We start from the raw sequence: 22,142 nt of genomic DNA, 5'->3' as shown, positions 1-22,142 counted from the left end.
TTTTAAAAGACGCCAATTTGGCGTCTTTTTTAGTTGAATGAATTATTTTGATTACTTTTCCTATAATGGATAACGCTATAATTGTTAGTCGTATTACGGTATAATAATTTTATTAGCTGTAAATTAAAGGAGAACTATTACGATGCTAGATAGATTAAGAAATTCCAAATTAATGTTTTGGTCGCTTGAATTGTTAATTGTGGCTACATTAATTTGGATGTGTACAAAAATAAGTTTTATTTTTAGTCCTGTGGGTACATTTATTTCTACCCTATTTATTCCAATTATTGTATCTGGCTTTTTATTTTATCTTTTTAATCCAGTTGTTAAGTTTTTAATGAAAGTGAAAATCAAAAAATTTAAAATTAGTCGAACGGGTGCGGTCGCGATTGTTTTTGTCTTTTTAGCAATTGTTCTCGTTGCATTAATCGGGTACATGATTCCAAGACTATTAAGTCAATTAGGCCAGTTAGTGACTCACATACCAGGTTATGCGAAAGCAGTTAGTGATTCATCAACGGACATGTTTGATCATTTAAATAAATATGCTTGGTTTAAAGAAATTGATTTTGATAGTTATCTAAATCAATTTGAAAGTTCTATGGGTACTTATTTTAAATCAATCGCAACAAATTTAACGAATTCTATTGGTTCGATGATTGGTGTGGTAACTAGTGTGACCGTTGTTGCACTAACGGTGCCTGTGATGTTGTTCTATATGTTGAAAGATGGTCAAAAATTAGTACCAAATCTCAAAAAACTGGTTCCAGAAAAACATGGTGATGAACTGGTTGAATTACTTGGTCGAATGGGTGATACTATTTCAGCTTACATTGGTGGTCAAGCGATTGAATGTCTCTTTGTGGGTGTCTTTACTGCAATTGGATATTCAATTATCGGCATGCCCTATGCGCTATTATTAGGGGTTGTTGCTGGTTTTGCTAATATTGTTCCGTATATTGGACCGTATATCGGACTCTTCCCAGCATTAATTATTGCAGTGACGCAGTCGACTCAAATAGTTATCTTTGTGATTATTGTTGTCTTAGTTGTGCAACAAGTTGATGGTAATTTTGTTTATCCAAATGTTATTGGTAAATCATTGAATATTCATCCATTGACAATCATTATTTTATTGTTAGTAGCTGGTAATATTGCTGGATTATTAGGGATGATTCTAGGAATCCCATTGTACGCAGTTGTGAAAGTTGTGGTTCAATATGTTTACGATATTAGACGACTACAAGAAAAATAAGGCAGACAATAATTGTGAGTTGTGATAAAATAAATTATTATTGTCAATAGTGACGGAGGAGAAATAACATGAAAAAAGTAATTACTTATGGAACATTTGATTTGTTACACAAAGGACATGTGCGAATTTTACAACGTGCAAAAGCAATGGGTGACCATTTAACGGTTTGTATTTCAACCGATGAATTTAATGCAATCAAAGGTAAAAAGGCTTATACATCATATGAAGATCGTAAATTTATTTTAGAAGCCATTAAATATGTTGATGAAGTTATTCCAGAAACAGAATGGGATCAAAAGATTAGTGATGTTGTTGATAATCATATTGATACATTTGTAATGGGTGATGATTGGAAAGGTAAGTTTGATTTTCTCAGTGAATACTGTGAAGTTATCTACCTACCAAGAACGGACGGTATTTCAACAACTAAAATTAAAAAAGATTTAGGAATGAATCTATAAAAAAACGTAAAATATGAGAATATTTTACGTTTTTTTATAGTAAATATTGAATGATAGGGGTGTTAAAGTACTGATGAAACAGAATTTTAAAGGAATACTGCAAAAGATAATTAAACGAGTTGGGCGTCAAGTTTTGATACTCTTGAATGATTTCATGACGATATTCTCTGTTAAGAAACAGCAAGTGATATTTGAGAGTTTTAACGGTCGCGATATCAACGATAATCCAATGGCTATTTACAAACAGGTCAGAGCTGATTTTGGTGAAGAAAATGCAAAACGGTTGTATTTTAGTGTTAAACCAGGGCTATATAATAGCTTAAAAAAACAGTACCCCGAAATTAATTTGATTAAACGCTTTGGATTCGGTTGGACAATTAAGATGGCCAGAGCTGAGTTCTGGGTATTTAATTCAAGGTTACCTATTTGGTGGAAAAAGAATTCAAAAACAACCTATATTCAGACTTGGCATGGCACACCGTTGAAACATCTAGGTATGGATATTGAAAATGTTGCAATGCCAGGCACAACGACGGAGTTATATCACGCTAATTTTACGGCTGAGACAGCACGTTGGGATTATTTGATTGCGCCCAATCAATATTCAAAAGATATTTTTGAAAGTGCGTTTGCATTTAACAATAAATCATTAGATATTGGTTACCCGCGAAATGATATTTTATACGCCGACAATAATGAAAAAAATATTAAAGCGTTAAAAAAAGCTTATCTCGGGAATGAAGATGCTAAAGTGGTTCTATACGCGCCAACATGGCGTGATGACAGTTTTTTCCGTCAAGGAGTCTATAAATTTAACTTAGCTTTTTCATTTGAAGAATTTTTTAAACATGTGTCAGATGATACTATTTTGATTATGAGACCTCATTACTTAGTCAAAAATGGGATAGATGTTACTGGTTTTGAAGACCGGGTTAAGATTATGGCTGATGAAAATATTACGGAACTTTATTTAATGAGTGATATGTTGATTACGGATTACTCTTCAGTGATGTTTGATTATGCTAATTTAAATCGGCCAATGTTATTTTATTGTTACGATTTAGACCATTATCGTGATGAATTACGGGGCTTCTATATTGATTTCGAAGCAGAGGCACCAGGACCTGTTGTTGTTGAAGAAGCGGATTTCTATAAACAATTGGCTGTCTACACTAAAAATGATAACTATCCTGGTTATGAAAAACGTTTTAAAGATTTTCAAGCTAAATTTATTGAGTGGGATGATGGGCAAGCTTCTAAAAAAGTATCCGACATTATCTTAGGTAAGTAGGCATGTTCGCTTTTTCTAAGGAACATGTTTTTTATTTCTTGAAATATTTAGATAAGATGTTAATTTTTATTGATTAATGGTAAAATTGTATAAGTGTAATTGTATACAGGTTGCTGTTTAAAATCAAAATAGCTGGGTGGTTAATGGTGGTAAAATGGAAGACTATAAAATTCGCTTAGAGTACGTTACAAAAGGAATCACAAGTAAGAAAAATCGAAAAGTTGATAAAGATTCAAAAGATATTTATTGGGCTTTAAGGGGGATTTCTTTCGATATTTATCCTGGAGAGTTTTTTGGTATTATCGGCATGGGAGGTTCAGGAAAAGCAACGTTATCTGAGATTCTTGCTGGTAAAGCAAAACAAACGACGGGCTTCTTAACGATGGCCGGGCACACAACAATTGTGTCGTATGAAACACAATTGAAGCGTGATAAGACGGCTGTTCAGAATATTCAAGATGCGATTACAGATTCAAACATTGATTATAAGAATAGTGATCAAACATTAAACAATGTCTTGAGATTTGCTGATTTGGGCGTTTTAAAAGAGAGTAAAATTGAAGATTATTCACCTGATATGCGCGCTCGAGTTGAATTAGCAATGGCTTTTTTTATTGAACCTGATATTATTATTTTAGATGGTGTTTTGTCAGCGTTAGATGATATTTTTTATCAAAAAACGGTTGAAAAAATTAAAAGCCTACAGACAGAAGGTAAGACTTTTGTACTAGCTAGCCAAGATTTACAACAAATGGAATTCTTAACAGATAGAATTGCATGGATTCAAAATGGTCAGTTAATGGATATTGGCGAATCTGAACATGTTGTTATGGGCTATTTAGATTTTGTTGCTTGGTATGATAGTTTGTCTGATATAAAGCGACATGAATACGATAAAGAACGTGATGTAGAGCGTAAATCATTTAGTGTAGAGGCTTTGTACACACAGTATAAAGAAACTCATTTTGATCCCGATATGCCTCGTTCTGTTGAGTTGCGTCGCCGGGAGGCCTTTTATAATGGGCAAGCATTTGATGAGGCAAAATATGAATCAAAAAAGAAAAAAAGCAATGGGCATAGTAAGAGTCATGGTAGATTAGCTTTAGTTATTATCGGCATTTTGATTTTAGCGGTGGTGGGAACGGTTTCTGCGAAGTATATTCAAACGAATAATGCTAAACAGGAGTCTATCTCAATTGACAGTCATCGAAAGTCGTCAATTAAAGCAAAAAAATTGGCAATTTCTAGTTCAATTAGTGTGGTTGATGCCTCTAAAAAAGTGGCGTCATCTTCTAAAGCAACTTCAAGTAAATTAGCCAGTGTCTCTTCTGCAAAACGGAAGAAAGAATCAGTTGCCAAAGTTAAAGCAAGTGAATCCAAAGCCAGGGTAGAGAGTGAACTTAGAGCCAAGGCAGCAAGTGAAGCGAGTGAATCAGCTGCGGCTAAGGAGTCATCTGAAAAGCTGGCTAGTTCAGAATCTGCTAAAAAAGAGAGTATTTCGAAACAAGAAAGTATCGATAAAATTAGTACAAAGACGGTTGAAGTTGGCGATGGCGATAGTTTATCAAGTATTGCGACTGCGAATAATACAACGAGTGACAAATTAATGGATATTAATAGTTTATCATCAGATTTTTTACATTTAGGACAAAAAATAAAAGTGCCCAAATAAATAATGGGATAACTATAAGTTAACTTGGAGGAAGCTATGAAATTAAGAACAAAGGTAATTATTGGGATAGCCGTAGTTGTATGTGTTGGTGGGGGAACAGTATTAGCTAGTACAGAATCTGGTCACAATGTGGTCGAATGGGTCGCTAATCGTGGACAAACAGGATCAGCTTCACAACAGAAAAAAGAATACGCAGAACAACAAAAAGCTGCTAAAGATAAATATGGTAAAAAGGATTCTAGTTCAAGCTCAGATTCAAAAAAGAAAAAAGCAAAAAAGAAAAAAGTCACGACTAAGAAAAGTAAGACAAGAACAACAACGGCGTCATCATCAAGTGCTAATGTTGATACGGATACATTGATTGTTGCTTATGGTGATTCATTATCATCTATCGCGGCAGACCATGGAATGACGGTAAAAGAATTAATTGCGTTAAATGACATGGAAAATACGACGTTAAGACCAGGCCAATCAATTAAAGTCATTGCTGGAAGTGGAAGTACAGACACAACAACGGATACAGATACAACCAGATCAGATAATAATACGACAAGTACAGATTCAGATTCAAGTTCGGACACGAATTCAGACTCAAGTACAGATTCGTCAGATTCAAATTCGGATTCAAGTTCAGATACGTCAAGTTCAACAAGTAACAGTAACAATACAAATGCAAACTAATCGTTACTTTTTGTCAGTCAATTGTTAATGGGTGTATAATGCGTATGGTTAAAAAATAAATATAAATGAATTGGAGCGGATGAGTAAATGAGTTCAGACCCTGGTCACGAACTGCTGTTGCAGCTGATATTGTTAGTTATTTTGACATTAATTAATGCCTATTTTTCAGCTGCAGAATTAGCAGTAGTTTCAGTAAATCGTAATAAGATTGAGACAGAAGCGCAAGCCGGAGATAAAGGTGCGAAAAGAATTCTTGGTATTTTAAATAATTCAACTTCATTTTTATCAACGATTCAGATTAGTATTACTTTCGCTGGATTTTTGTCTTCAGCTTTTGCAGCAACAGCTTTAGCTAAATATGTTGAACCGGCATTCGGGAATGCAATTTGGGCACATGATGTTGCAGTCGTTATTGTTACGTTGATTTTATCTTATTTTTCACTAGTTTTAGGGGAGTTATACCCTAAACAATTGGCATTACAAATGCCGGACAAAATTGCCAGAGCAACGACTGGACCTATTCAAGTTATCGCGATATTTTTCAAACCACTTAACTGGTTGTTATCAATTTCGCTTTTCGCTTTAGAAAAAATAACCCCAATCAAGTTTAATAAAAATGATACAGAAGTGATTAGTCGACAAGAAATCGTTCGTGTGATTCAAACAGGTGAGGAACGTGGCGCCATTGATTCAGATGAATATGAAATGATGGAAGGGGTTATTTCGTTACATACGAAGTTAGCTCGTGAAGTTATGGTTGCTAGAACGGATGCATTCATGATTGATTTACAAAATGATAATGATCGTAATATTGATGCAATTTTAAAACAACCTTATTCTCGTGTACCCGTTTATAGTGATGATAAAGATAATGTTGTGGGTGTTATTCATATTAAAAATTTACTTAAATCTGCTAGAAAATATGGATTTGATAGAATTACGCTACGTCAAATTATGCAGGAGCCAATGTTTATTCCAGAAACAATGGCCGTTGATGATTTGTTATTTGAAATGAAGAAAACACATACGCAATTGGCTATTTTATTAGATGAATATGGTGGTGTTGTTGGATTAGCCACAATTGAAGATTTGATTGAAGAAATTGTTGGGGATATCGATGATGAATCTGATAAACCTGACGATACATTGAAAAAAATTAATGCACATGAATATATTGTGCAAGGTCGTATGACTCTTGATGATTTTAATGATGAATTTAATTGTGACATTGATGTCAAAGATGTGGATACAATTGCCGGATTCGTATTGACTGAATTAGGTCGAATTCCTGACGATAACGAACAATTGCAAGTCACGCTTGATAATGGCTTAATTCTGGAAACAGAAAAAATGGATGGCTCTCGATTAGTAGAATTGAAGGTTATTATTCCAGCCAGTGTGACGACTGATGATTTAAAAACGAAAGAATAAAATATGGAATAAGTAAAGTAAGGGATACAGAACGTAGTGGTTCTATTGCCCTTATTTTTTTACGTCGAAGTTCATTGTCATTTATGATAAACTATAAATAATATGTTTTAGAGAGGACAATTAATGAATACAGAAGAATTAGAGACTCAAGTCAAAAAACGTCGGACATTTGCGATTATTTCTCATCCCGATGCTGGTAAAACAACCATTACTGAACAATTGCTTTTATTTGGTGGTGTCGTTCGTTCTGCCGGAACTGTCAAAGGTAAAAAATCAGGGACTTTCGCAAAATCTGATTGGATGGAAATTGAAAAGAAACGTGGTATTTCTGTTACCAGTTCAGTTATGCAATTTGATTATGACGATAAACGCGTTAATATTTTGGATACACCTGGACATGAGGATTTTTCTGAAGATACGTATCGGACATTAATGGCTGTAGATTCTGCGGTCATGGTGATCGATTCTGCTAAAGGAATTGAACCACAAACAAAGAAGTTATTCCAAATTTGTAAAATGCGTGGCATTCCTATTTTTACATTTATCAACAAGATGGATCGTGATGGTCGCGAACCACTTGATTTAATGGCTGAATTGGAAGAGGTATTGGGCGTTGAATCATACCCAATGAACTGGCCAATTGGTATGGGTAAAGGCTTAAAAGGCTTATATGATATTTATAATCACCGTATTGAACTTTATCAAAAAGAAGATAAAGGCGGTAATTATGTCGACCTAAATGCTGCTGGTGAAATTGAAGGCGCTCATCCATTAAAAGAAGACAGTATCTATCAAGAAGTGCTAGATGAAGTTGAATTGTTGAGTGATGCTGGTAATACCTTTGATGAAGCCAAGATTGCGACGGGGGACTTAACACCTGTCTTCTTTGGATCAGCTTTAACAAACTTTGGTGTAAAAACGTTCTTAGATATTTATTTGAATTATGCACCAGCACCACAATCGCATAAAACGATTGAGGAAAAAATCATTCAACCTGTTGATGATCATTTTTCTGGTTTTGTTTTCAAAATTCAAGCGAATATGAATCCTAATCATCGTGACCGAATTGCATTTATCCGTATCTGTTCGGGAGAATTTGAACGTGGGATGGATGTTAAATTAGCAAGAACGGATAAAAAAATGCGTTTATCAAACTCAACGCAATTTATGGCCGATTCTCGTGAAGTCTTGGAATCAGCTGTGGCTGGTGACATTATTGGATTATATGATACTGGTAATTTCCAAATTGGTGATACAATTAGCAACATGAAGAAACCAATTACCTTTGAAAAATTGCCTCAATTTACACCTGAATTATTTATGAGTGTGACGGCTAAAAATGTGATGAAGCAGAAATCATTTCATAAAGGAATTCAACAATTGGTTCAAGAAGGTGCCGTTCAATTATATAGAAGTTACAATACTGGCGACTATATTCTTGGTGCTGTTGGTCAACTTCAATTTGAAGTTTTCCAATTTAGAATGTTAAACGAATATAACTCAGAAGTAATTATGACACCAATGGGTTCTAAAACAGCGCGTTGGATTGATCCTGAACAATTGGATGAAAAAATGTCGAGCTCTCGTAACTTACTTGTTAAAGATCGACAAGATTTACCCTTGTTCTTATTTGAAAATGCATTCGCAGAACGTTGGTTTGCTGACAAATATCCAGATGTTAAATTAACATCAAAACTATAAGAGCAACAAAAAAGGCATGCCATCTGGTATGCCTTTTTTGTTGCTCTTAGTTCAATGAGTAAGCTATTTTGATATAAGATTCGTTGATAAAGCCGCCATTTTTTAATTCAAACCAAACAATGCTATTTGGTGATGTTAATTGACTGATTAAAGTGACTTGTGTGTTATCTGCTAGAGTGCGTAACTTTTTGCCATAAGGTTCAGCGTAAATAGTGACTGATTTGTCAGGAATATAATCAATTAAAGCGGGTTGATTAATTCTTTTTTTTGTTAATTTATCGATTTCTTTTTTTGTTAATGAGGTGTAATCAGGTTGATCGATGAGATGGACATTGGATGTGTCTTCCAACCATTGATTGCCACCCATACCGTACCAATGGGTGCCTGAATTAGTTTCAATTTTTTCAAATACTTGTAAAATACCACCGGCAGGCAAGAAAGCAGGATAAAAGTTGCCATCAGGGAGATCGAAGCAGCGTGCGCGTTCTGTAATCTGAATGTAGGCATCAATTTTGTCGACTGTTCGCCAATTTAAATTGCGGTAATAGTAGTAGATAGTCTGTTGTTCATTTGTGAAATTACCATAACTCGTTTTTGATGCACGCAATAAATTGAATCCAGGAATGTTCACAGGATCATATGTAAAAGGTTCATGTAATTGTCCGCGCAATAAAGTAGGAGGGCCAATGAGATAGCCACCATCAATATCTTGATTATAAATCCAAACGGCAGCGCCATGCTTTTTTTCATAACTTAAAATGATGGCGCCATAACTGGCTACAAAGGTACTTGTGAATCCAGAAATACCAATTAAATGATAATCTGGAATGGGGTCAAATTGAATTCTCAAATCACTGCCTTTGGTACCACTGATAATTTGAGGTCGTGATAAATTATGATCATCTTGATCTTTGTAGTAGATAATCATCGTGGCATCAGAAACAGATGTTGGTAAAAAAGTTTGATTTTCAATGACTTCATGCCTTTTTATTTTTGAAGGTTCTATTTTCTTAGTTGGATTTGAATTAAATGTGAATTGTATATCGGAAGTGGGATGAGGTTGACTTGGTTTTGTAAAAACAGACAACACATTCCGGAAGAAATCTCTTAAGGCGATTTTAATCAGCTCCATTCATTATCTAATAACATAATTATAACCTAAAAAGCTTAATTATTGGGAAAAAGTGTTTAAAAGATCATTTTATTTATTCAAAATGCGAATGAAAATAAAAAAAGGCGCTAACTTCAGAAAATTAATTCTGAGTTAGCGCCTTTAATTTGGTCTTTTATTCAGCTTTATCTGATTCTTTATCATCAGAAGGAGTATCTGATGAAATTTTAATTTCGTCTTTTTCAATCTTTGCAACCAATTTCGTTACATCAGGGTTATCAAGATAGAAGTCAGCAATTTGGTCTTCAATCTGTTCTTGGATAACACGTCTCAATGGACGAGCACCCATGGCAGGATTGTAACCCAAATCAACTAATTTTTCTTCAACACGATTTGTCACACGGAGTTCTAAGTTTTGATTTTTAAGAACATCATTTACATCGTTAAGCATCAAACTTACGATTGAAACTAAGTTTTCTTTGCTTAGTGGATTGAATTCAACGATATCATCAAAACGATTCAAGAATTCAGGACGGAAGTAGTTAGATAGTTTATCAATGATGGCATGTGTAGCACCATTAGATGTTGCACCAAAACCAACATTAGCTTCAGCATCAGCACTTCCGGCGTTTGATGTCATAATGATAATCGTATCTTTAAAACTTACTGTACGGCCTTGCGAATCTGTTAAACGACCGTCTTCAAGAATTTGTAAGAACATGTGCATAACATCAGGATGTGCTTTTTCAACTTCATCTAACAAGATTAAGCTGTATGGATTACGACGAACTTGTTCAGTTAATTGACCAGCTTCTTCGTAACCAACGTAACCAGGAGGTGAACCAATCAATTTAGAAACGGAATGTTTCTCCATATATTCACTCATATCAAAACGAATCATTGATTCTTTTGTACCAAATAATTCTTTAGATAGTTGTTTTGCAAGTTCCGTTTTACCAATCCCAGTAGGGCCAACAAACAGGAAGGAACCAATTGGGCGTCCAGATTTATTGAAACCAATCCGGTTACGACGAATGGCACGAGCTACTTTGTCGATGGCAGCGTCTTGACCAATGACGCTAGCTTGAAGGGAAGTGGCTAAATTTTTCAATTGTTGCTGTTCCTTTTCCTTCAATTCACCAACAGGGATATTTGTTTTTTCTTCAATAATTTGTTCCATTTCTTTTTCAGTCACAATTGGTAATTCATCAGAATCAGTGTTGCTATCTTGTAATTCTTTGAATTTAGCGACTTGATCACGGTAGTAAGCTGCTTTTTCATAATCTTCGTCACTCAATGCAGCTTGTTTTTGTGTTTCAGCATTCTTAATTTTTTCTTCAACCAATTTTGGATCAATTGCTTTAATGGTCAAATTCATTTTTGAACCTGATTCATCTAGTAAATCAATCGCCTTATCTGGTAAGAAACGATCTTGAATGTAACGGTCTGACAATGATGCGGCTGCTTCAATTGCTTCATCACTGTAATGAACATGATGGTAGGCTTCATATTTCTTTTGAATCCCTTTTAAGATAACAATTGTTTCTGCAACACTAGGCTCATCAACTTGAATAGGTTGTAAACGACGTGCAAGAGCAGCATCTTTTTCAATTTGACGATATTCATTTAAAGTGGTTGCACCCACAAGTTGTAATTCACCTCGAGCAAGGGCTGGTTTTAAGACGTTACCAGCATCCATACCGCCTTCAGCATTACCGGCGCCAACGATTTCATGAATTTCATCAATAAAGAGGATGATACTTTTATCTTCTTTTAATTCTTTCATTAATTGTTGCATGCGTTCTTCAAATTGGCCACGAATACCGGTACCTTGAACTAATGAAACAACATCTAAACGAATGACTTGTTTATTTAGTAGTTTTTGAGGAACGGCAGCGTCAACAATTTTTTGAGCTAAACCTTCAACGACGGCTGTTTTACCGACACCAGCTTCCCCAATTAAAACAGGGTTATTTTTGGTACGTCGGTTTAAAATTTCAATAATTTGATCAATTTCTTGGTCACGACCAACGACAGGGTCAATGTTTCCTGCTCGAGCTTCATCCGTTAAGTTAAGACCAAATTGGCCAAGAACGGTATCTTTACCATTATTTTTATTACCGCCGCCATTTCTACCAGTTTGGGTAGGTGGTGTTTGGTCTCTTCTTTGTGAACTGTTATTTTGGTTATTTGGTGCAATTGCGTTGAACAATTCATCAAGGTTACCAAAGCTAAATGGATCTTGTTGATTGTTGCGGATTTGACCATTGCTTAAACGGTCTTGTTCGTCTTTAAGCAATTGGTAACAATTTTGACATAAATTGTATTCTTGGTGTTGTCCATTTAAATTAGTTGATAAATGGATTGTTGCTTGATTGATTTGACAATTTTGACAGATCATATGTGTCACAACCTTTCGTATTTAATTCGTTATCGTTTATTTTATTTAAGATCAAAGTGGATTGACCATCTCTGACCTTCGATGATTATTATACAAAACTTAAAAAATTTCTGCAAGTAACTTGCCCTCACTTTTTTACATTTTATGAAGGCTAATCTATAATGAAATAGTATAGTAGATTTCAGTGAAAAGGGGTTTGAAAAATGAGTGAAGATTATAAAGCAAAGATTGATGCGTTGATTGCCGGCGAAATAGAGACCATCACCATTAATCCAGACGAATTTATGGCGTTTCAACTTGTTTGGCAAAAAGAAAAATTACGTAAGGCAATTGTTGGTAATGCACAAAGAGAAGGACAAATTATCTATAAATATGTTAGTTTAAAAAACTAAAAAAGTGGCTAAAGACTTGTATCATTTTTTAAAAAATGGTACTATTTATTTCTAGAGATTAATGTGTTTAACTTACTAATGAAAACGTGTTCTTTGCTTTTGTAAGTGGGTTGTACATTTTTCTAAAATAAAAAATATAGAACACCAAGGAGATATATAATCATGGAAAAGAAAGACTTTCACGTAATTGCAGAAACAGGTATCCACGCACGTCCAGCTACATTATTGGTACAAGCAGCAAGCAAATTTACTGCTGATGTTGCTTTGGTTTACGGAGAAAAATCAGTAAACTTAAAATCAATCATGGGTGTTATGTCATTAGGTGTTGGTCAAAACGCTGATGTTACAATCACTGCTGATGGTGCTGATGAAGCAGACGCAATCGCAGCTATTACAGAAACAATGACGAAAGAAGGACTTGCTGAATAATGTCGAAAATGTTAAAGGGGATTGCTGCTAGTGATGGTATTGCCATTGCTAAAGCATATATGTTAGTTCAACCCGATTTATCATTCTCGCAAGTAAGCATTGACAATCCAGAGTCAGAAATTAAACGTCTTGATGCTGCAGTTGCTGCATCAAGTGAAGATTTGAAAATAATCAAACAAAAAGCTGCAGAAAACCTCGGTGCTGAAGAAGCCGAGGTTTTTGAAGCTCATTTGACAATCCTTTCAGATCCTGAACTTATGGGTAACATTGGCGATAAAATCAAAAATGATAAGGTTAACGCTGAATCAGCATTGAAAGATGTAACAGATATGTTCATCTCAATGTTTGAAGGCATGACTGATAATGCTTATATGCAAGAACGTGCAGGCGATGTTCGTGATGTTACAAAACGTGTGATGAGCCATTTATTAGGCGTTTCGATTCCTAATCCTGCGCTTATTGACCAAGAAGTTGTGGTCGTTGCGCATGATTTAACACCATCGGATACTGCTCAATTAAATCGTAAATTTGTTAAGGGATTTATTACTGATGTTGGTGGACGTACGTCTCATTCTGCTATTATGTCTCGAACGCTTGAAATCCCTGCTGTTGTAGGTGCTGGTGATCCAACAATTGCAATTTCAGAAGGCGATATGGTGATTGTTGATGGTATCAACGGTGACGGAATTATCAATCCTTCTGCTGAAGAAATTTCAACATACGAAGCAAAGGCAAAAGCTTTTTCTGATCAAAAAGCTGAATGGAAAGAATTGAAAGACGCTAAAACAGTTACGGCTGATGGCGTGCATTTTGATTTAGCTGCTAACATTGGTACACCTAAGGATGTTGCTGGTGCACAAGATAATGGTGCTGAAGCAGTTGGATTATTCCGTTCAGAATTCTTATACATGGATGCTAGTGAATTTCCTACAGAAGACGAACAGTTTGAAGCTTATAAAACTGCAGTTGAAGGAATGGACGGCAAACAAGTTGTTGTAAGAACAATGGATATTGGTGGCGATAAGGAACTACCTTACTTACCATTACCAGAAGAAATGAATCCTTTCTTAGGATACCGTGCAATCCGTATTAGTTTGGATCGTCAAGATATCTTTAGAACACAACTTCGTGCTTTGCTTAGAGCTTCTCATTATGGACAATTAGCAATTATGTTCCCAATGATTGCAACTGTTAATGAGTTCAAAGCAGCTAAGGCAATTTATGTTGAAGAACGTACTAAGTTAATTGACGCTGGGGTACCAGTAGCAGATAAACTTGAAGTCGGTATGATGATGGAGATTCCTGCTGCTGTTATGAATGGTGATCATTTAGCTAAATATGCTGATTTCTTCAGTATTGGTACAAATGATTTAATTCAATATTCAATGGCTGCTGATCGAGGTAATGAACAAGTTTCATACCTTTACCAACCTTATAACCCATCAATTTTACGTTTAATTAAAATGGTAATTGATTCGGCTCATAAAGAAGGTAAGTGGGCAGGTATGTGTGGTGAAATGGCCGGAGATCAAATTGCTGTGCCTATTTTAGCTGGAATGGGTCTTGATGAATTCTCAATGAGTGCATCATCAATCCTTAAAACACGTAGCTTAATGAAAAAATTAGATACAACAAAAATGAAAGAATTAGCTGATAAAGCTGTTACTGATTGTGAAACTAATGAAGAAGTTATTGCATTAGTTGAATCTTACATGAAGTAATTAATTTTTTTGAAAAACTGATAATTATGATTATCAGTTTTTTTTTGCGTTCAATTGGGAACAAATGAGAAAAATGGACTTCTATTGCATAACGGACTAGAAACCAATATAATTAAACTTATTATATCAAAACAGACAGGAGACCTTATCGTGAATATTGGGATTTTTACAGATACATATTTTCCACAAGTGAGCGGTGTGGCGACTTCGATAAAGACATTAAGAAATGAACTCGAAAAAGAGGGTCATACAGTTTATATCTTTACAACGACTGATCCACGAGTTGATAAAACAGTTTATGAACGTAATATATTTAGGTTTTCTAGCATCCCATTTATTTCTTTTACGGACAGACGAATCGCTGTTAGAGGCTTATTTCAGGCGTACCAAGTGGCTAAAGAACTAAACTTGGATGTTGTCCATACACAAACTGAATTTTCTATGGGCTGGATTGGTAAGTTTGTTGCGAGAAACTTAAAGGTTCCTTGTTTACATACGTACCATACGATGTATGAAGATTATTTACATTACATTGCAAATGGTAAACTATTGAAGCCTTACCATGTTAAACAAATGACGAAGACATTTACCTTCCATATGAGTGGAATTATTGCGCCAAGTGCTCGTGTTCAGAACTTGCTACAAGAATATGGTGTGAAATCAGAAATGCGCGTTATTCCGACGGGTGTGGATATTTCTCAATTTGAACAGGTGGAAACAGAAGACTATCGTGCTAAATTAGATATTGCCGAAGATCGTCCAGTGATGCTTGCGTTAAGTCGATTAGCATTTGAAAAGAATACAAAAGAAATTATTGACGGGATGCCAGCAATTATTGAGAAGATCCCAAATGTTTTATTATTGATTGTTGGGGATGGACCCGCTCGAGAAACACTTGAAGCACAAGTGGTTACTTTAAATTTACAAGAGAATATTCGATTTACTGGCGAAGTAGATAATGATGAAGTATGCCATTTTTATCAGTTAGCAGATTTATTTGTGTCTGCTTCTGTGACGGAATCACAAGGCTTAACATTTATTGAAGCTTTAGCGGCTGGGACACCAGTGTTGGCTAAAACGGGTGAATATACCGATGAATTAATGGATCAACCAGAAATCGGTAAAACATTTGCTTCTGAAGCTGAAATGGTTACGGATATCATCTATTATTTCAATAAACGTAATGAAAAAATTAATCCAGAGCCTAGATTGGATAAGTTAAAAGAAATTTCGGCTGCAACCTTTGGGTCTAAAGTCGCTGCATTTTATCAAGATGCTCAGATTCAATATGTTGAAATGGAAGAAGATGACGAGATTAGTCATCTATAAATGAATCTATTTTTAAAGGAGTTTCAATTATGCTATTAATTAATATGTTTTCTGCGGCCAATTCCGTCAAAGGGCAAGGGGTCGGTAGTGCGTATACTGAAATGATGAGGTTACTTAAAGATCGGTTTCCAACTGAATTTAAAATCAGTGTGAATAAATATAGTCGTTCTGATATTAGTCATTATCATACGATTAATTTTCCTTACTACCTTTCAACTTTTATGCCAGGTCGTGGTAAAAAGATTGGTTATGTGCATTTTTTACCAGAAACACTTGAGGGTAGCGTCAAAATTCCGCAACCGTTCAGAGCAATCTTTTATTGGTACGTGATTGCTTTTTATAAGAGAATGGATCATATTGTTGTGGTTAATCCAAGTTTTATTCCAAAGCTTGAGGCGTTTAAGATTCCAAAGGAACAAGTCACGTATATTCCTAATTTTGTTTCTAAAAAAGTTTTTTATGAAAAAACGGTTGAAGAAAAACAAGCATTCAGAGATCAATTAGGTATTTCTGCAGATAAATTTATTGTCTTTGGTGATGGTCAAGTTCAAGAAAGAAAAGGTGTGCCCGATTTTATTACGTTAGCAAAGCAAAATCCTGACATCCAATTTATTTGGGCTGGTGGTTTTTCATTTGGTAAGTTAACGGATGGTTATGCTGAATTAAAAAAAGTCGTTGATAATCCACCTAGTAATTTAATTTTTACTGGGATTATCGATCGTGAAGCGCTAGTGAATTATTACAATATTGCTAATCTTTTCTTACTGCCTTCTTTCAACGAACTGTTTCCAATGTCAGTATTAGAAGCATTTAGTTGTGGGACACCTGTATTATTGCGCGACCTAGATCTTTATAAAGCGGTTATTGATGGTTATTATGATGCTGCAACGGATGTAGATGATATGCAAATTAAATTGAGAAAATTAAAAGAAGATTCTAACGCTTTATCAGCCTTACACGATAAAGCAGATCAGGCGTCAGCATACTATTCTGAAGATAGACTGGCTGAGATTTGGCATCAATTTTATTTGGACCAGAGCAAAGAGGACTAGAAAATGACGCGTAAAAATATAGGATTATTGACGTTAATGGTCATAATTGGAATTGGCATATTCGCTTTTTCCTTAAGAAATGTATCAATACAGTCACTGATTAAAGATTTAGTTCATATTAATATTTGGTGGCTGTTAGTGGCAATCCTTTGTATATGCATGTACTTTATACTTGAGGCGTTTGTGGTTAAGCGTTTTGTAAAAGGGCAACATAAAAAATTTACATTTAAAAATGCGATTCGAATTCCGTTGATTGAACAATTGTTTAATGGGATTACGCCGTTTTCAACGGGTGGTCAACCTGCGCAATTGTTTGCAATGGTGCAGTCAGGGGTTGATGCTGGACGTGCAAGTTCAATTTTATTAATGAAATTTGTTGTGTATCAAGCGATGATTGTCATTAATTTTGTCGTTTGTTTAGTCATTGGGTTTCAATATATTCAAGACAAAGTCCATTACTTGATGGTTTTTGTGATTTTTGGATTTGTCATTCATTTAGCTGTAATTGTTGGGTTATTAATGATTATGTATTGGTACACATTCACTAAAAAGTTGGTAGGTGTTTGTTTATCTGCTGTTAAGGTCTTTATCAAGGCTGAGCGTTTTGAACGGTTAAATAACAGCATCTATTCTAAAATAGCAAACTTTCATCAAGAGAGTTTGCGTATGAAAAATGAAAAGAAAATAATTTTTGACGTTTTTATACTAACGTTCTTTCAACTAGCATTCTACTATTTGATTCCATATTTTATTATGTTGTCACTGGGTTACACGTCAGTGAATGTCATCATGATTACGGCACTGCATGTGCTTATTGTGATGGTTATCTCACTCTTTCCAATTCCCGGTGGGACAGGTGGCGCAGAATATAGTTTTGCGATTGTCTTTTCTAGTTTTATGACAAGTAATAGTAAATTAGTTTTAGCGATGCTATTATGGCGTATTTTAACGTATTATGTTGGTCTATTTGCCGGTATGTTTGCATTAGTGGTTAATCCGGATAAGGTAGAAGAAATTGGACTTGATGATTAGTTAATCAAGGGGGACGTTATGAAATTTACAAGAAGTGACTTAATTCAATTTATTTTGGAAATGACAGATACGATAGAGTCTTATCCATTTAATAAGGTAAGACCTAACCAAACAGTTGTGTGGACGATTATGAAACAGGTTGGTAGTGGGAAAATGATGGCTATGATTTTTGAAAAAGAGCATAAGCTATCATTAAATCTCAAACTAAAACCAGAACATGTTGAACAAATGAAACAGGTAGAGGGCATTACGGCTGGATTTCATATGAATAAAAAATATTGGATTACGATTGATATTAATCATGCGGATATCACACAAATTGAATTAGAGAACATGATGCATGAAAGTGACTCGTTAACAAAAAAATAAAAATAAGGTCCCAAATCATTTGGCAAAAGCGAAGTGATTTGGGACCTTATTTTATTAATAAATTATTTGTGTTGTGTCATGTAAGCATTTAATCGTTCCATACCAATAACTAAATTTTCCATACTTGCGGCATAACTTAAGCGAATATAACCTTTACCAGCTTCGCCAAATGCAGTTCCTGGAATCAAAGCAAGTTTATTATTAAATGCTAAATCCTTACAAAAGGCCATTGCATCTTGATTATAGCCTTCAGGAATCTTAGCAAAAATATAAAAAGCACCACTAGGCTGGGCCATTTCAAAATTCATTTTTTTCATTTCAGTCATTACAAAATCACGGCGCTTTTTGTATTCGACATTCATAATACGACCGTCATCTTTACCATCACGTAAAGCGGCGACACCAGCACGTTGTGAAATGCTGGTCGCAGAAGTGACTAAGTATTGATGGACTTTCTTTAATTCATCCGTCATGGCTTTGGGTGCTAACAGGAAGCCAATACGCCAACCAGTCATCGCATGTGATTTTGATAAACCGTTAATTAACACTGTTTGATCACGGATATATTTAGCAATTGAAACATGTTTATGATCATAAGTTAATTCACTATAAATTTCATCACTGATAGCCCAAATTTTTTGTTTTCTAATTTCATCGGTAATGGCGATGATTTCATCTTCGGTCCAAGAAATCCCAGTTGGATTACTTGGGTTGATTAAGATGATACCTTTAATGTTCTCATCAGGATTATCTGCAACAGCTTGTTTAATCATATCAGGTGTTAACCTAAAGTTATTAGCACGCGTATCAATGTAGATTGGTTTGATGCGATTTAAGGTGATTAGAGGCATGTAACCAGGATAAAGTGGCGTTGGTACCAGAACGGCGTCACCAGGGTTAAAAATAGTCTGTAGAGCAGTGGCAATAGCTTCGGTAGCACCAACTGTGACTAATATTTCTGATTGTGCATCATAACTAACGTCATATTTTTCATTGAAAAATTCACTGGCTGCTTCACGTAATTCAATATCACCAGCCATTCCCATATAATGTGAGTAATTTTCATTAATGGCTTCAATAGCAGCTTTTTTAATATGATCGGGGGTGTTGAAGTCTGGTTCACCCATGGTTAACTTGATCATATCAGGGATTTTGCTTACTTCATCATCGAATTGACGGATGTCTGAAACTTCTATTTTAAATACTTGATCGTTCAAATCATTTCTAAATAAACTCATTTTTTTCGGCCTCCAAGTCTAATAACTAATAGTTTAGCATAAAAACATGTTAAGAAACGATTATAATCTGAGGAATCAGGTGTAAATGCATAGAAACTTTGGTATTATTAACTATGATATTGAAAGGGGAACAACTATGAAAAATTCTCAGTTAGTAGCAATCATTAGTCGCTTAGAGGCTATGCAAAAAGAAGATAACGGCGAAATCCAAACAAGACACTTTGAACATGAGGGTGTTGAAAAAGGAATCGTTGAATATGATCCAGCTATGAAAGCATATACGTTGGAAGATTTAAGTAACCATACTAAATTTCCATTTGATGATATCGATTTAATTGCCATGGAAGTTTACGACTTATTATTTGGTTAATAATCAACTGAAAGATAGATTTAAAGACATTTTCGTGTTCTCGAAAACTGATCTTAAAAAACGGAGGCACTAAAATGCGGTCAACTTTAAAATATGTTCAGGATAAATTGAGCTCAAGATTGGGATTCTTCCTCTTGATGCTCGTTTTATTTTGGGCCAAAACTGTCGTTGCGTATGAAACAAAATTTACGCTGGGTGCGACGGGTAGCATGCAACAATTTTTACTTTATTTAAATCCAATTCCAACGGCACTTTTGTTGTTCGGAATTGCGCTTTACTTTAAAGGTAAGAAATCATATTGGATTATGCTCATTATTGATTTTATTCAAACATCATGGCTTTTTGCGAATATGATTTATTACCGAGAATTTTCAGATTTCCTTTCATTGGGAATCATAAAAAATTCAAGTTCAGTAGCTAATAACTTAGATAAAGGAATCGCGGGAATTCTACGTCCAACTGATTTTTTTGTTTATATTGATATTATTATTTTAATTTTGATTCTTGTCTTTAAACTTGTCAAAATTGATTATAATCCTATCAAAAAACGTTATGCATTTATTGTTACAATTGCGGCTGTTCTTTTAGCTGCTGGTAATTTAGGCCTAGCTGAAAAGGATCGGTCTCAATTATTGACAAGAACATTTGATAATAATTATATTGTTAAATATTTAGGATTGAATTTTTATGCGGGATATAACGTTTACCAAACGCAAAAAGAAAGTGCGACACGTAAGAATGCAACATCAGAAGATATGACTAAAGTTCTAAAATATCTGGATAAGAATCGTGCTAGTTCTAATATTCAGTATTATGGAAAAGCAAAAGGTAAAAATGTTTTTGTGGTTCATTTAGAAAGTTTCCAACAATTCATGATTGATTATAAATGGGATGGTCAAGAGGTAACACCTAATATTAATAAGTATTATCATGATAAGAATACGTTATCATTTGATAATTTCTTTAATCAAGTCGGACAAGGTAAAACGTCTGATGCTGAAATGATGTTAGAATCGTCACTTTATGGCTTATCATCTGGGTCAGCAATGACAACTTATGGAACACAAAATACCTTCCAATCAGCGCCAGCTATCCTTGATCAAAAAGGATATACAACAGCTGCGTTCCATGGGGATGTTGGTAGTTTCTGGAATCGTAATAATACCTATAAATCATTTGGGTACCAGTACTTCTTTAGTGAACCTTATTACAACGTCAAATCTAACTATAAAGTGGGTTATGGCCTGAAAGATAAGATTTTCTTGAAGCAATCTGTTAAGTATATTGAACAATTACCACAACCTTTTTATGCGAAGCTCATTACCTTAACGAATCATTATCCATATGATTTGGATAGTGAGAATGTGTCGATCAAAAAAACGGATACAGATGATAGTACCGTTGATGGGTACGTTCAAACGTCTAAATATTTGGATCAATCATTCGGAGAATTCGTTAATTATTTGAAGAAGAGTGGGTTATATAAAAATAGTATGATTGTGATGTATGGTGATCATTATGGTATTTCTAATAATCATAAGAAAGCCATTGCGCAATTATTAGGTAAAGATGAAGTCACAAGTTATGATTTAACGATGTTCCAAAAGGTACCATTTATGATTCATATGAATGGTCTTAAGGGTGGCGTTAAGCATACTTATGGTGGTGAAATTGATGTTTTACCAACCTTACTTGATTTATTAGGCGTTAAGAATACGGATACGGTTCAATTTGGTAATGATTTATTATCGAAGAATCGCAATCAAACAGTTGCTTTTAGAAATGGTGATTTTATTTCGCCAACCTTTACTAAGGTCGGCAATACCACATATGATACGAAGACGGGTAAAGAAATAGAGAAGTTAACGGCTACACAACAAAAAGTTTACAATAGGGAGTTAAAACATGTGACAACTTCATTATCGTTATCAGATGAAGTTATTACCGGTGATTTATTAAGATTCTATACACCAAGTGATTTTACGAAGGTGGATAAATCTGATTATAACTACAAAGAGAGTGCAGCACTTAAGACGTTGAAAAAAGCACAAAAGAAAGAAAAAACTAGTTTGATTGAACAAAACGGTGGCGTGTCTACCGAGTCTCTATTTAAAACAGACGCACCAGAATTGAAGTAGCAATGAAAGTCATAACGTCATGTTATGGCTTTTTTTGTAACCTTTACACAATCTTTACAATTCACCCA

19 protein-coding genes are annotated in these 22,142 nt (G+C 34.7%); 16 read left to right on the top strand and 3 right to left on the bottom strand.

What is annotated here, in order from left to right; genetic code table 11:
• The first annotated feature begins 142 nt into the window (after positions 1-142).
• The 7 genes from ACVQ8P_RS07650 (at position 143) to ACVQ8P_RS07620 (ending at position 8,492) form a co-directional block, all read left to right on the top strand.
• Positions 143-1,255 carry an AI-2E family transporter gene (locus ACVQ8P_RS07650; RefSeq protein ID WP_462298628.1) on the top strand — a complete coding sequence of 371 codons (1,113 nt, stop codon included), beginning with the start codon at positions 143-145 and terminating at the stop codon, positions 1,253-1,255.
• Between the two features lie 68 nt (positions 1,256-1,323).
• A complete protein-coding gene (gene tagD / locus ACVQ8P_RS07645) occupies positions 1,324-1,716 on the top strand; it encodes a glycerol-3-phosphate cytidylyltransferase (RefSeq protein WP_462298627.1) in 393 nt (130 codons plus the stop codon).
• Between the two features lie 73 nt (positions 1,717-1,789).
• Positions 1,790-3,007, top strand: a complete 1,218-nt coding sequence (locus ACVQ8P_RS07640; protein WP_462298626.1) for a CDP-glycerol glycerophosphotransferase family protein — start codon at positions 1,790-1,792, stop codon at positions 3,005-3,007.
• 154 nt (positions 3,008-3,161) lie between these two features.
• Positions 3,162-4,679 carry an ATP-binding cassette domain-containing protein gene (locus ACVQ8P_RS07635; RefSeq protein ID WP_462298625.1) on the top strand — a complete coding sequence of 506 codons (1,518 nt, stop codon included), beginning with the start codon at positions 3,162-3,164 and terminating at the stop codon, positions 4,677-4,679.
• Positions 4,680-4,715: 36 nt separating this feature from the next.
• Positions 4,716-5,360: a LysM peptidoglycan-binding domain-containing protein gene (locus ACVQ8P_RS07630; protein ID WP_462298624.1), complete on the top strand. Its 645-nt coding sequence runs from the start codon at positions 4,716-4,718 to the stop codon at positions 5,358-5,360.
• A gap of 87 nt (positions 5,361-5,447) precedes the next feature.
• Positions 5,448-6,791, top strand: a complete 1,344-nt coding sequence (locus ACVQ8P_RS07625; RefSeq protein WP_462298623.1) for a hemolysin family protein — start codon at positions 5,448-5,450, stop codon at positions 6,789-6,791.
• 123 nt (positions 6,792-6,914) lie between these two features.
• Positions 6,915-8,492 carry a peptide chain release factor 3 gene (locus ACVQ8P_RS07620; RefSeq protein ID WP_462298622.1) on the top strand — a complete coding sequence of 526 codons (1,578 nt, stop codon included), beginning with the start codon at positions 6,915-6,917 and terminating at the stop codon, positions 8,490-8,492.
• Between the two features lie 46 nt (positions 8,493-8,538).
• Here the strand turns inward: ACVQ8P_RS07620 and ACVQ8P_RS07615 are convergent, their stop codons facing one another.
• Both ACVQ8P_RS07615 and ACVQ8P_RS07610 read right to left on the bottom strand, forming a co-directional pair.
• On the bottom strand, positions 8,539-9,624 hold the full coding sequence (locus tag ACVQ8P_RS07615; protein WP_462298621.1) for a MucBP domain-containing protein: 1,086 nt from the start codon (positions 9,622-9,624) through the stop codon (positions 8,539-8,541).
• 154 nt (positions 9,625-9,778) lie between these two features.
• Positions 9,779-12,004 carry an ATP-dependent Clp protease ATP-binding subunit gene (locus tag ACVQ8P_RS07610; protein ID WP_462298620.1) on the bottom strand — a complete coding sequence of 742 codons (2,226 nt, stop codon included), beginning with the start codon at positions 12,002-12,004 and terminating at the stop codon, positions 9,779-9,781.
• 203 nt (positions 12,005-12,207) lie between these two features.
• Here ACVQ8P_RS07610 and ACVQ8P_RS07605 point away from each other — a divergent pair, with 203 nt between their 5' ends.
• From ACVQ8P_RS07605 to ACVQ8P_RS07575, 7 genes are all read left to right on the top strand, one after another.
• Entirely contained in the window at positions 12,208-12,396 is a 189-nt protein-coding gene (locus ACVQ8P_RS07605; RefSeq protein ID WP_057973672.1) for a hypothetical protein, read from the top strand.
• 162 nt (positions 12,397-12,558) lie between these two features.
• Positions 12,559-12,825: a phosphocarrier protein HPr gene (locus ACVQ8P_RS07600; protein WP_462298619.1), complete on the top strand. Its 267-nt coding sequence runs from the start codon at positions 12,559-12,561 to the stop codon at positions 12,823-12,825.
• Positions 12,825-14,546: a phosphoenolpyruvate--protein phosphotransferase gene (ptsP, locus tag ACVQ8P_RS07595; protein WP_462298618.1), complete on the top strand. Its 1,722-nt coding sequence runs from the start codon at positions 12,825-12,827 to the stop codon at positions 14,544-14,546. Before ACVQ8P_RS07600 ends, ptsP begins: the two co-directional genes overlap by 1 nt.
• Before the next feature lie 150 nt (positions 14,547-14,696).
• Positions 14,697-15,875 (top strand): glycosyltransferase family 4 protein, encoded by a 1,179-nt coding sequence (locus ACVQ8P_RS07590; RefSeq protein WP_462298617.1) that lies wholly within the window; start codon positions 14,697-14,699, stop codon positions 15,873-15,875.
• Positions 15,876-15,904: 29 nt separating this feature from the next.
• Entirely contained in the window at positions 15,905-16,927 is a 1,023-nt protein-coding gene (locus tag ACVQ8P_RS07585; RefSeq protein WP_462298616.1) for a glycosyltransferase family 4 protein, read from the top strand.
• A gap of 3 nt (positions 16,928-16,930) precedes the next feature.
• Entirely contained in the window at positions 16,931-17,959 is a 1,029-nt protein-coding gene (locus ACVQ8P_RS07580) for a lysylphosphatidylglycerol synthase transmembrane domain-containing protein (protein WP_462298615.1), read from the top strand.
• 18 nt (positions 17,960-17,977) lie between these two features.
• Positions 17,978-18,328, top strand: a complete 351-nt coding sequence (locus ACVQ8P_RS07575; protein WP_462298614.1) for an MmcQ/YjbR family DNA-binding protein — start codon at positions 17,978-17,980, stop codon at positions 18,326-18,328.
• Positions 18,329-18,390: 62 nt separating this feature from the next.
• Here the strand turns inward: ACVQ8P_RS07575 and ACVQ8P_RS07570 are convergent, their stop codons facing one another.
• Entirely contained in the window at positions 18,391-19,566 is a 1,176-nt protein-coding gene (locus ACVQ8P_RS07570; RefSeq protein WP_462298613.1) for a pyridoxal phosphate-dependent aminotransferase, read from the bottom strand.
• Between the two features lie 136 nt (positions 19,567-19,702).
• Between ACVQ8P_RS07570 and ACVQ8P_RS07565 the strand changes: the two genes are divergently transcribed.
• Both ACVQ8P_RS07565 and ACVQ8P_RS07560 read left to right on the top strand, forming a co-directional pair.
• The gene (locus tag ACVQ8P_RS07565; RefSeq protein WP_462298612.1) at positions 19,703-19,936 is read left to right on the top strand and encodes a YkuJ family protein; all 234 of its coding nucleotides are present in this window, start codon (positions 19,703-19,705) and stop codon (positions 19,934-19,936) included.
• Between the two features lie 74 nt (positions 19,937-20,010).
• A complete protein-coding gene (locus ACVQ8P_RS07560) occupies positions 20,011-22,074 on the top strand; it encodes an LTA synthase family protein (protein WP_462298611.1) in 2,064 nt (687 codons plus the stop codon).
• Positions 22,075-22,142 lie beyond the last annotated feature (68 nt).

It is taken from the genome of Dellaglioa sp. BT-FLS60 (genome assembly GCF_054941065.1).
The sequence above is the reverse complement of the archived record's forward strand: the minus strand, read 5'-3'. Positions and strand labels throughout refer to the sequence as shown.

What these genes read in the sequence shown, in the direction of transcription:
- ACVQ8P_RS07650 (WP_462298628.1), top strand. Translation starts at nt 143, where the DNA reads ATGCTAGATAGATTAAGAAATTCCAAATTAATGTTTTGGTCGCTTGAA.
- tagD (WP_462298627.1), top strand. Translation starts at nt 1,324, where the DNA reads ATGAAAAAAGTAATTACTTATGGAACATTTGATTTGTTACACAAAGGA.
- ACVQ8P_RS07640 (WP_462298626.1), top strand. Translation starts at nt 1,790, where the DNA reads ATGAAACAGAATTTTAAAGGAATACTGCAAAAGATAATTAAACGAGTT.
- ACVQ8P_RS07635 (WP_462298625.1), top strand. Translation starts at nt 3,162, where the DNA reads ATGGAAGACTATAAAATTCGCTTAGAGTACGTTACAAAAGGAATCACA.
- ACVQ8P_RS07630 (WP_462298624.1), top strand. Translation starts at nt 4,716, where the DNA reads ATGAAATTAAGAACAAAGGTAATTATTGGGATAGCCGTAGTTGTATGT.
- ACVQ8P_RS07625 (WP_462298623.1), top strand. Translation starts at nt 5,448, where the DNA reads ATGAGTTCAGACCCTGGTCACGAACTGCTGTTGCAGCTGATATTGTTA.
- ACVQ8P_RS07620 (WP_462298622.1), top strand. Translation starts at nt 6,915, where the DNA reads ATGAATACAGAAGAATTAGAGACTCAAGTCAAAAAACGTCGGACATTT.
- ACVQ8P_RS07615 (WP_462298621.1), bottom strand. Translation starts at nt 9,624, where the DNA reads ATGGAGCTGATTAAAATCGCCTTAAGAGATTTCTTCCGGAATGTGTTG.
- ACVQ8P_RS07610 (WP_462298620.1), bottom strand. Translation starts at nt 12,004, where the DNA reads ATGATCTGTCAAAATTGTCAAATCAATCAAGCAACAATCCATTTATCA.
- ACVQ8P_RS07605 (WP_057973672.1), top strand. Translation starts at nt 12,208, where the DNA reads ATGAGTGAAGATTATAAAGCAAAGATTGATGCGTTGATTGCCGGCGAA.
- ACVQ8P_RS07600 (WP_462298619.1), top strand. Translation starts at nt 12,559, where the DNA reads ATGGAAAAGAAAGACTTTCACGTAATTGCAGAAACAGGTATCCACGCA.
- ptsP (WP_462298618.1), top strand. Translation starts at nt 12,825, where the DNA reads ATGTCGAAAATGTTAAAGGGGATTGCTGCTAGTGATGGTATTGCCATT.
- ACVQ8P_RS07585 (WP_462298616.1), top strand. Translation starts at nt 15,905, where the DNA reads ATGCTATTAATTAATATGTTTTCTGCGGCCAATTCCGTCAAAGGGCAA.
- ACVQ8P_RS07580 (WP_462298615.1), top strand. Translation starts at nt 16,931, where the DNA reads ATGACGCGTAAAAATATAGGATTATTGACGTTAATGGTCATAATTGGA.
- ACVQ8P_RS07575 (WP_462298614.1), top strand. Translation starts at nt 17,978, where the DNA reads ATGAAATTTACAAGAAGTGACTTAATTCAATTTATTTTGGAAATGACA.
- ACVQ8P_RS07570 (WP_462298613.1), bottom strand. Translation starts at nt 19,566, where the DNA reads ATGAGTTTATTTAGAAATGATTTGAACGATCAAGTATTTAAAATAGAA.
- ACVQ8P_RS07565 (WP_462298612.1), top strand. Translation starts at nt 19,703, where the DNA reads ATGAAAAATTCTCAGTTAGTAGCAATCATTAGTCGCTTAGAGGCTATG.
- ACVQ8P_RS07560 (WP_462298611.1), top strand. Translation starts at nt 20,011, where the DNA reads ATGCGGTCAACTTTAAAATATGTTCAGGATAAATTGAGCTCAAGATTG.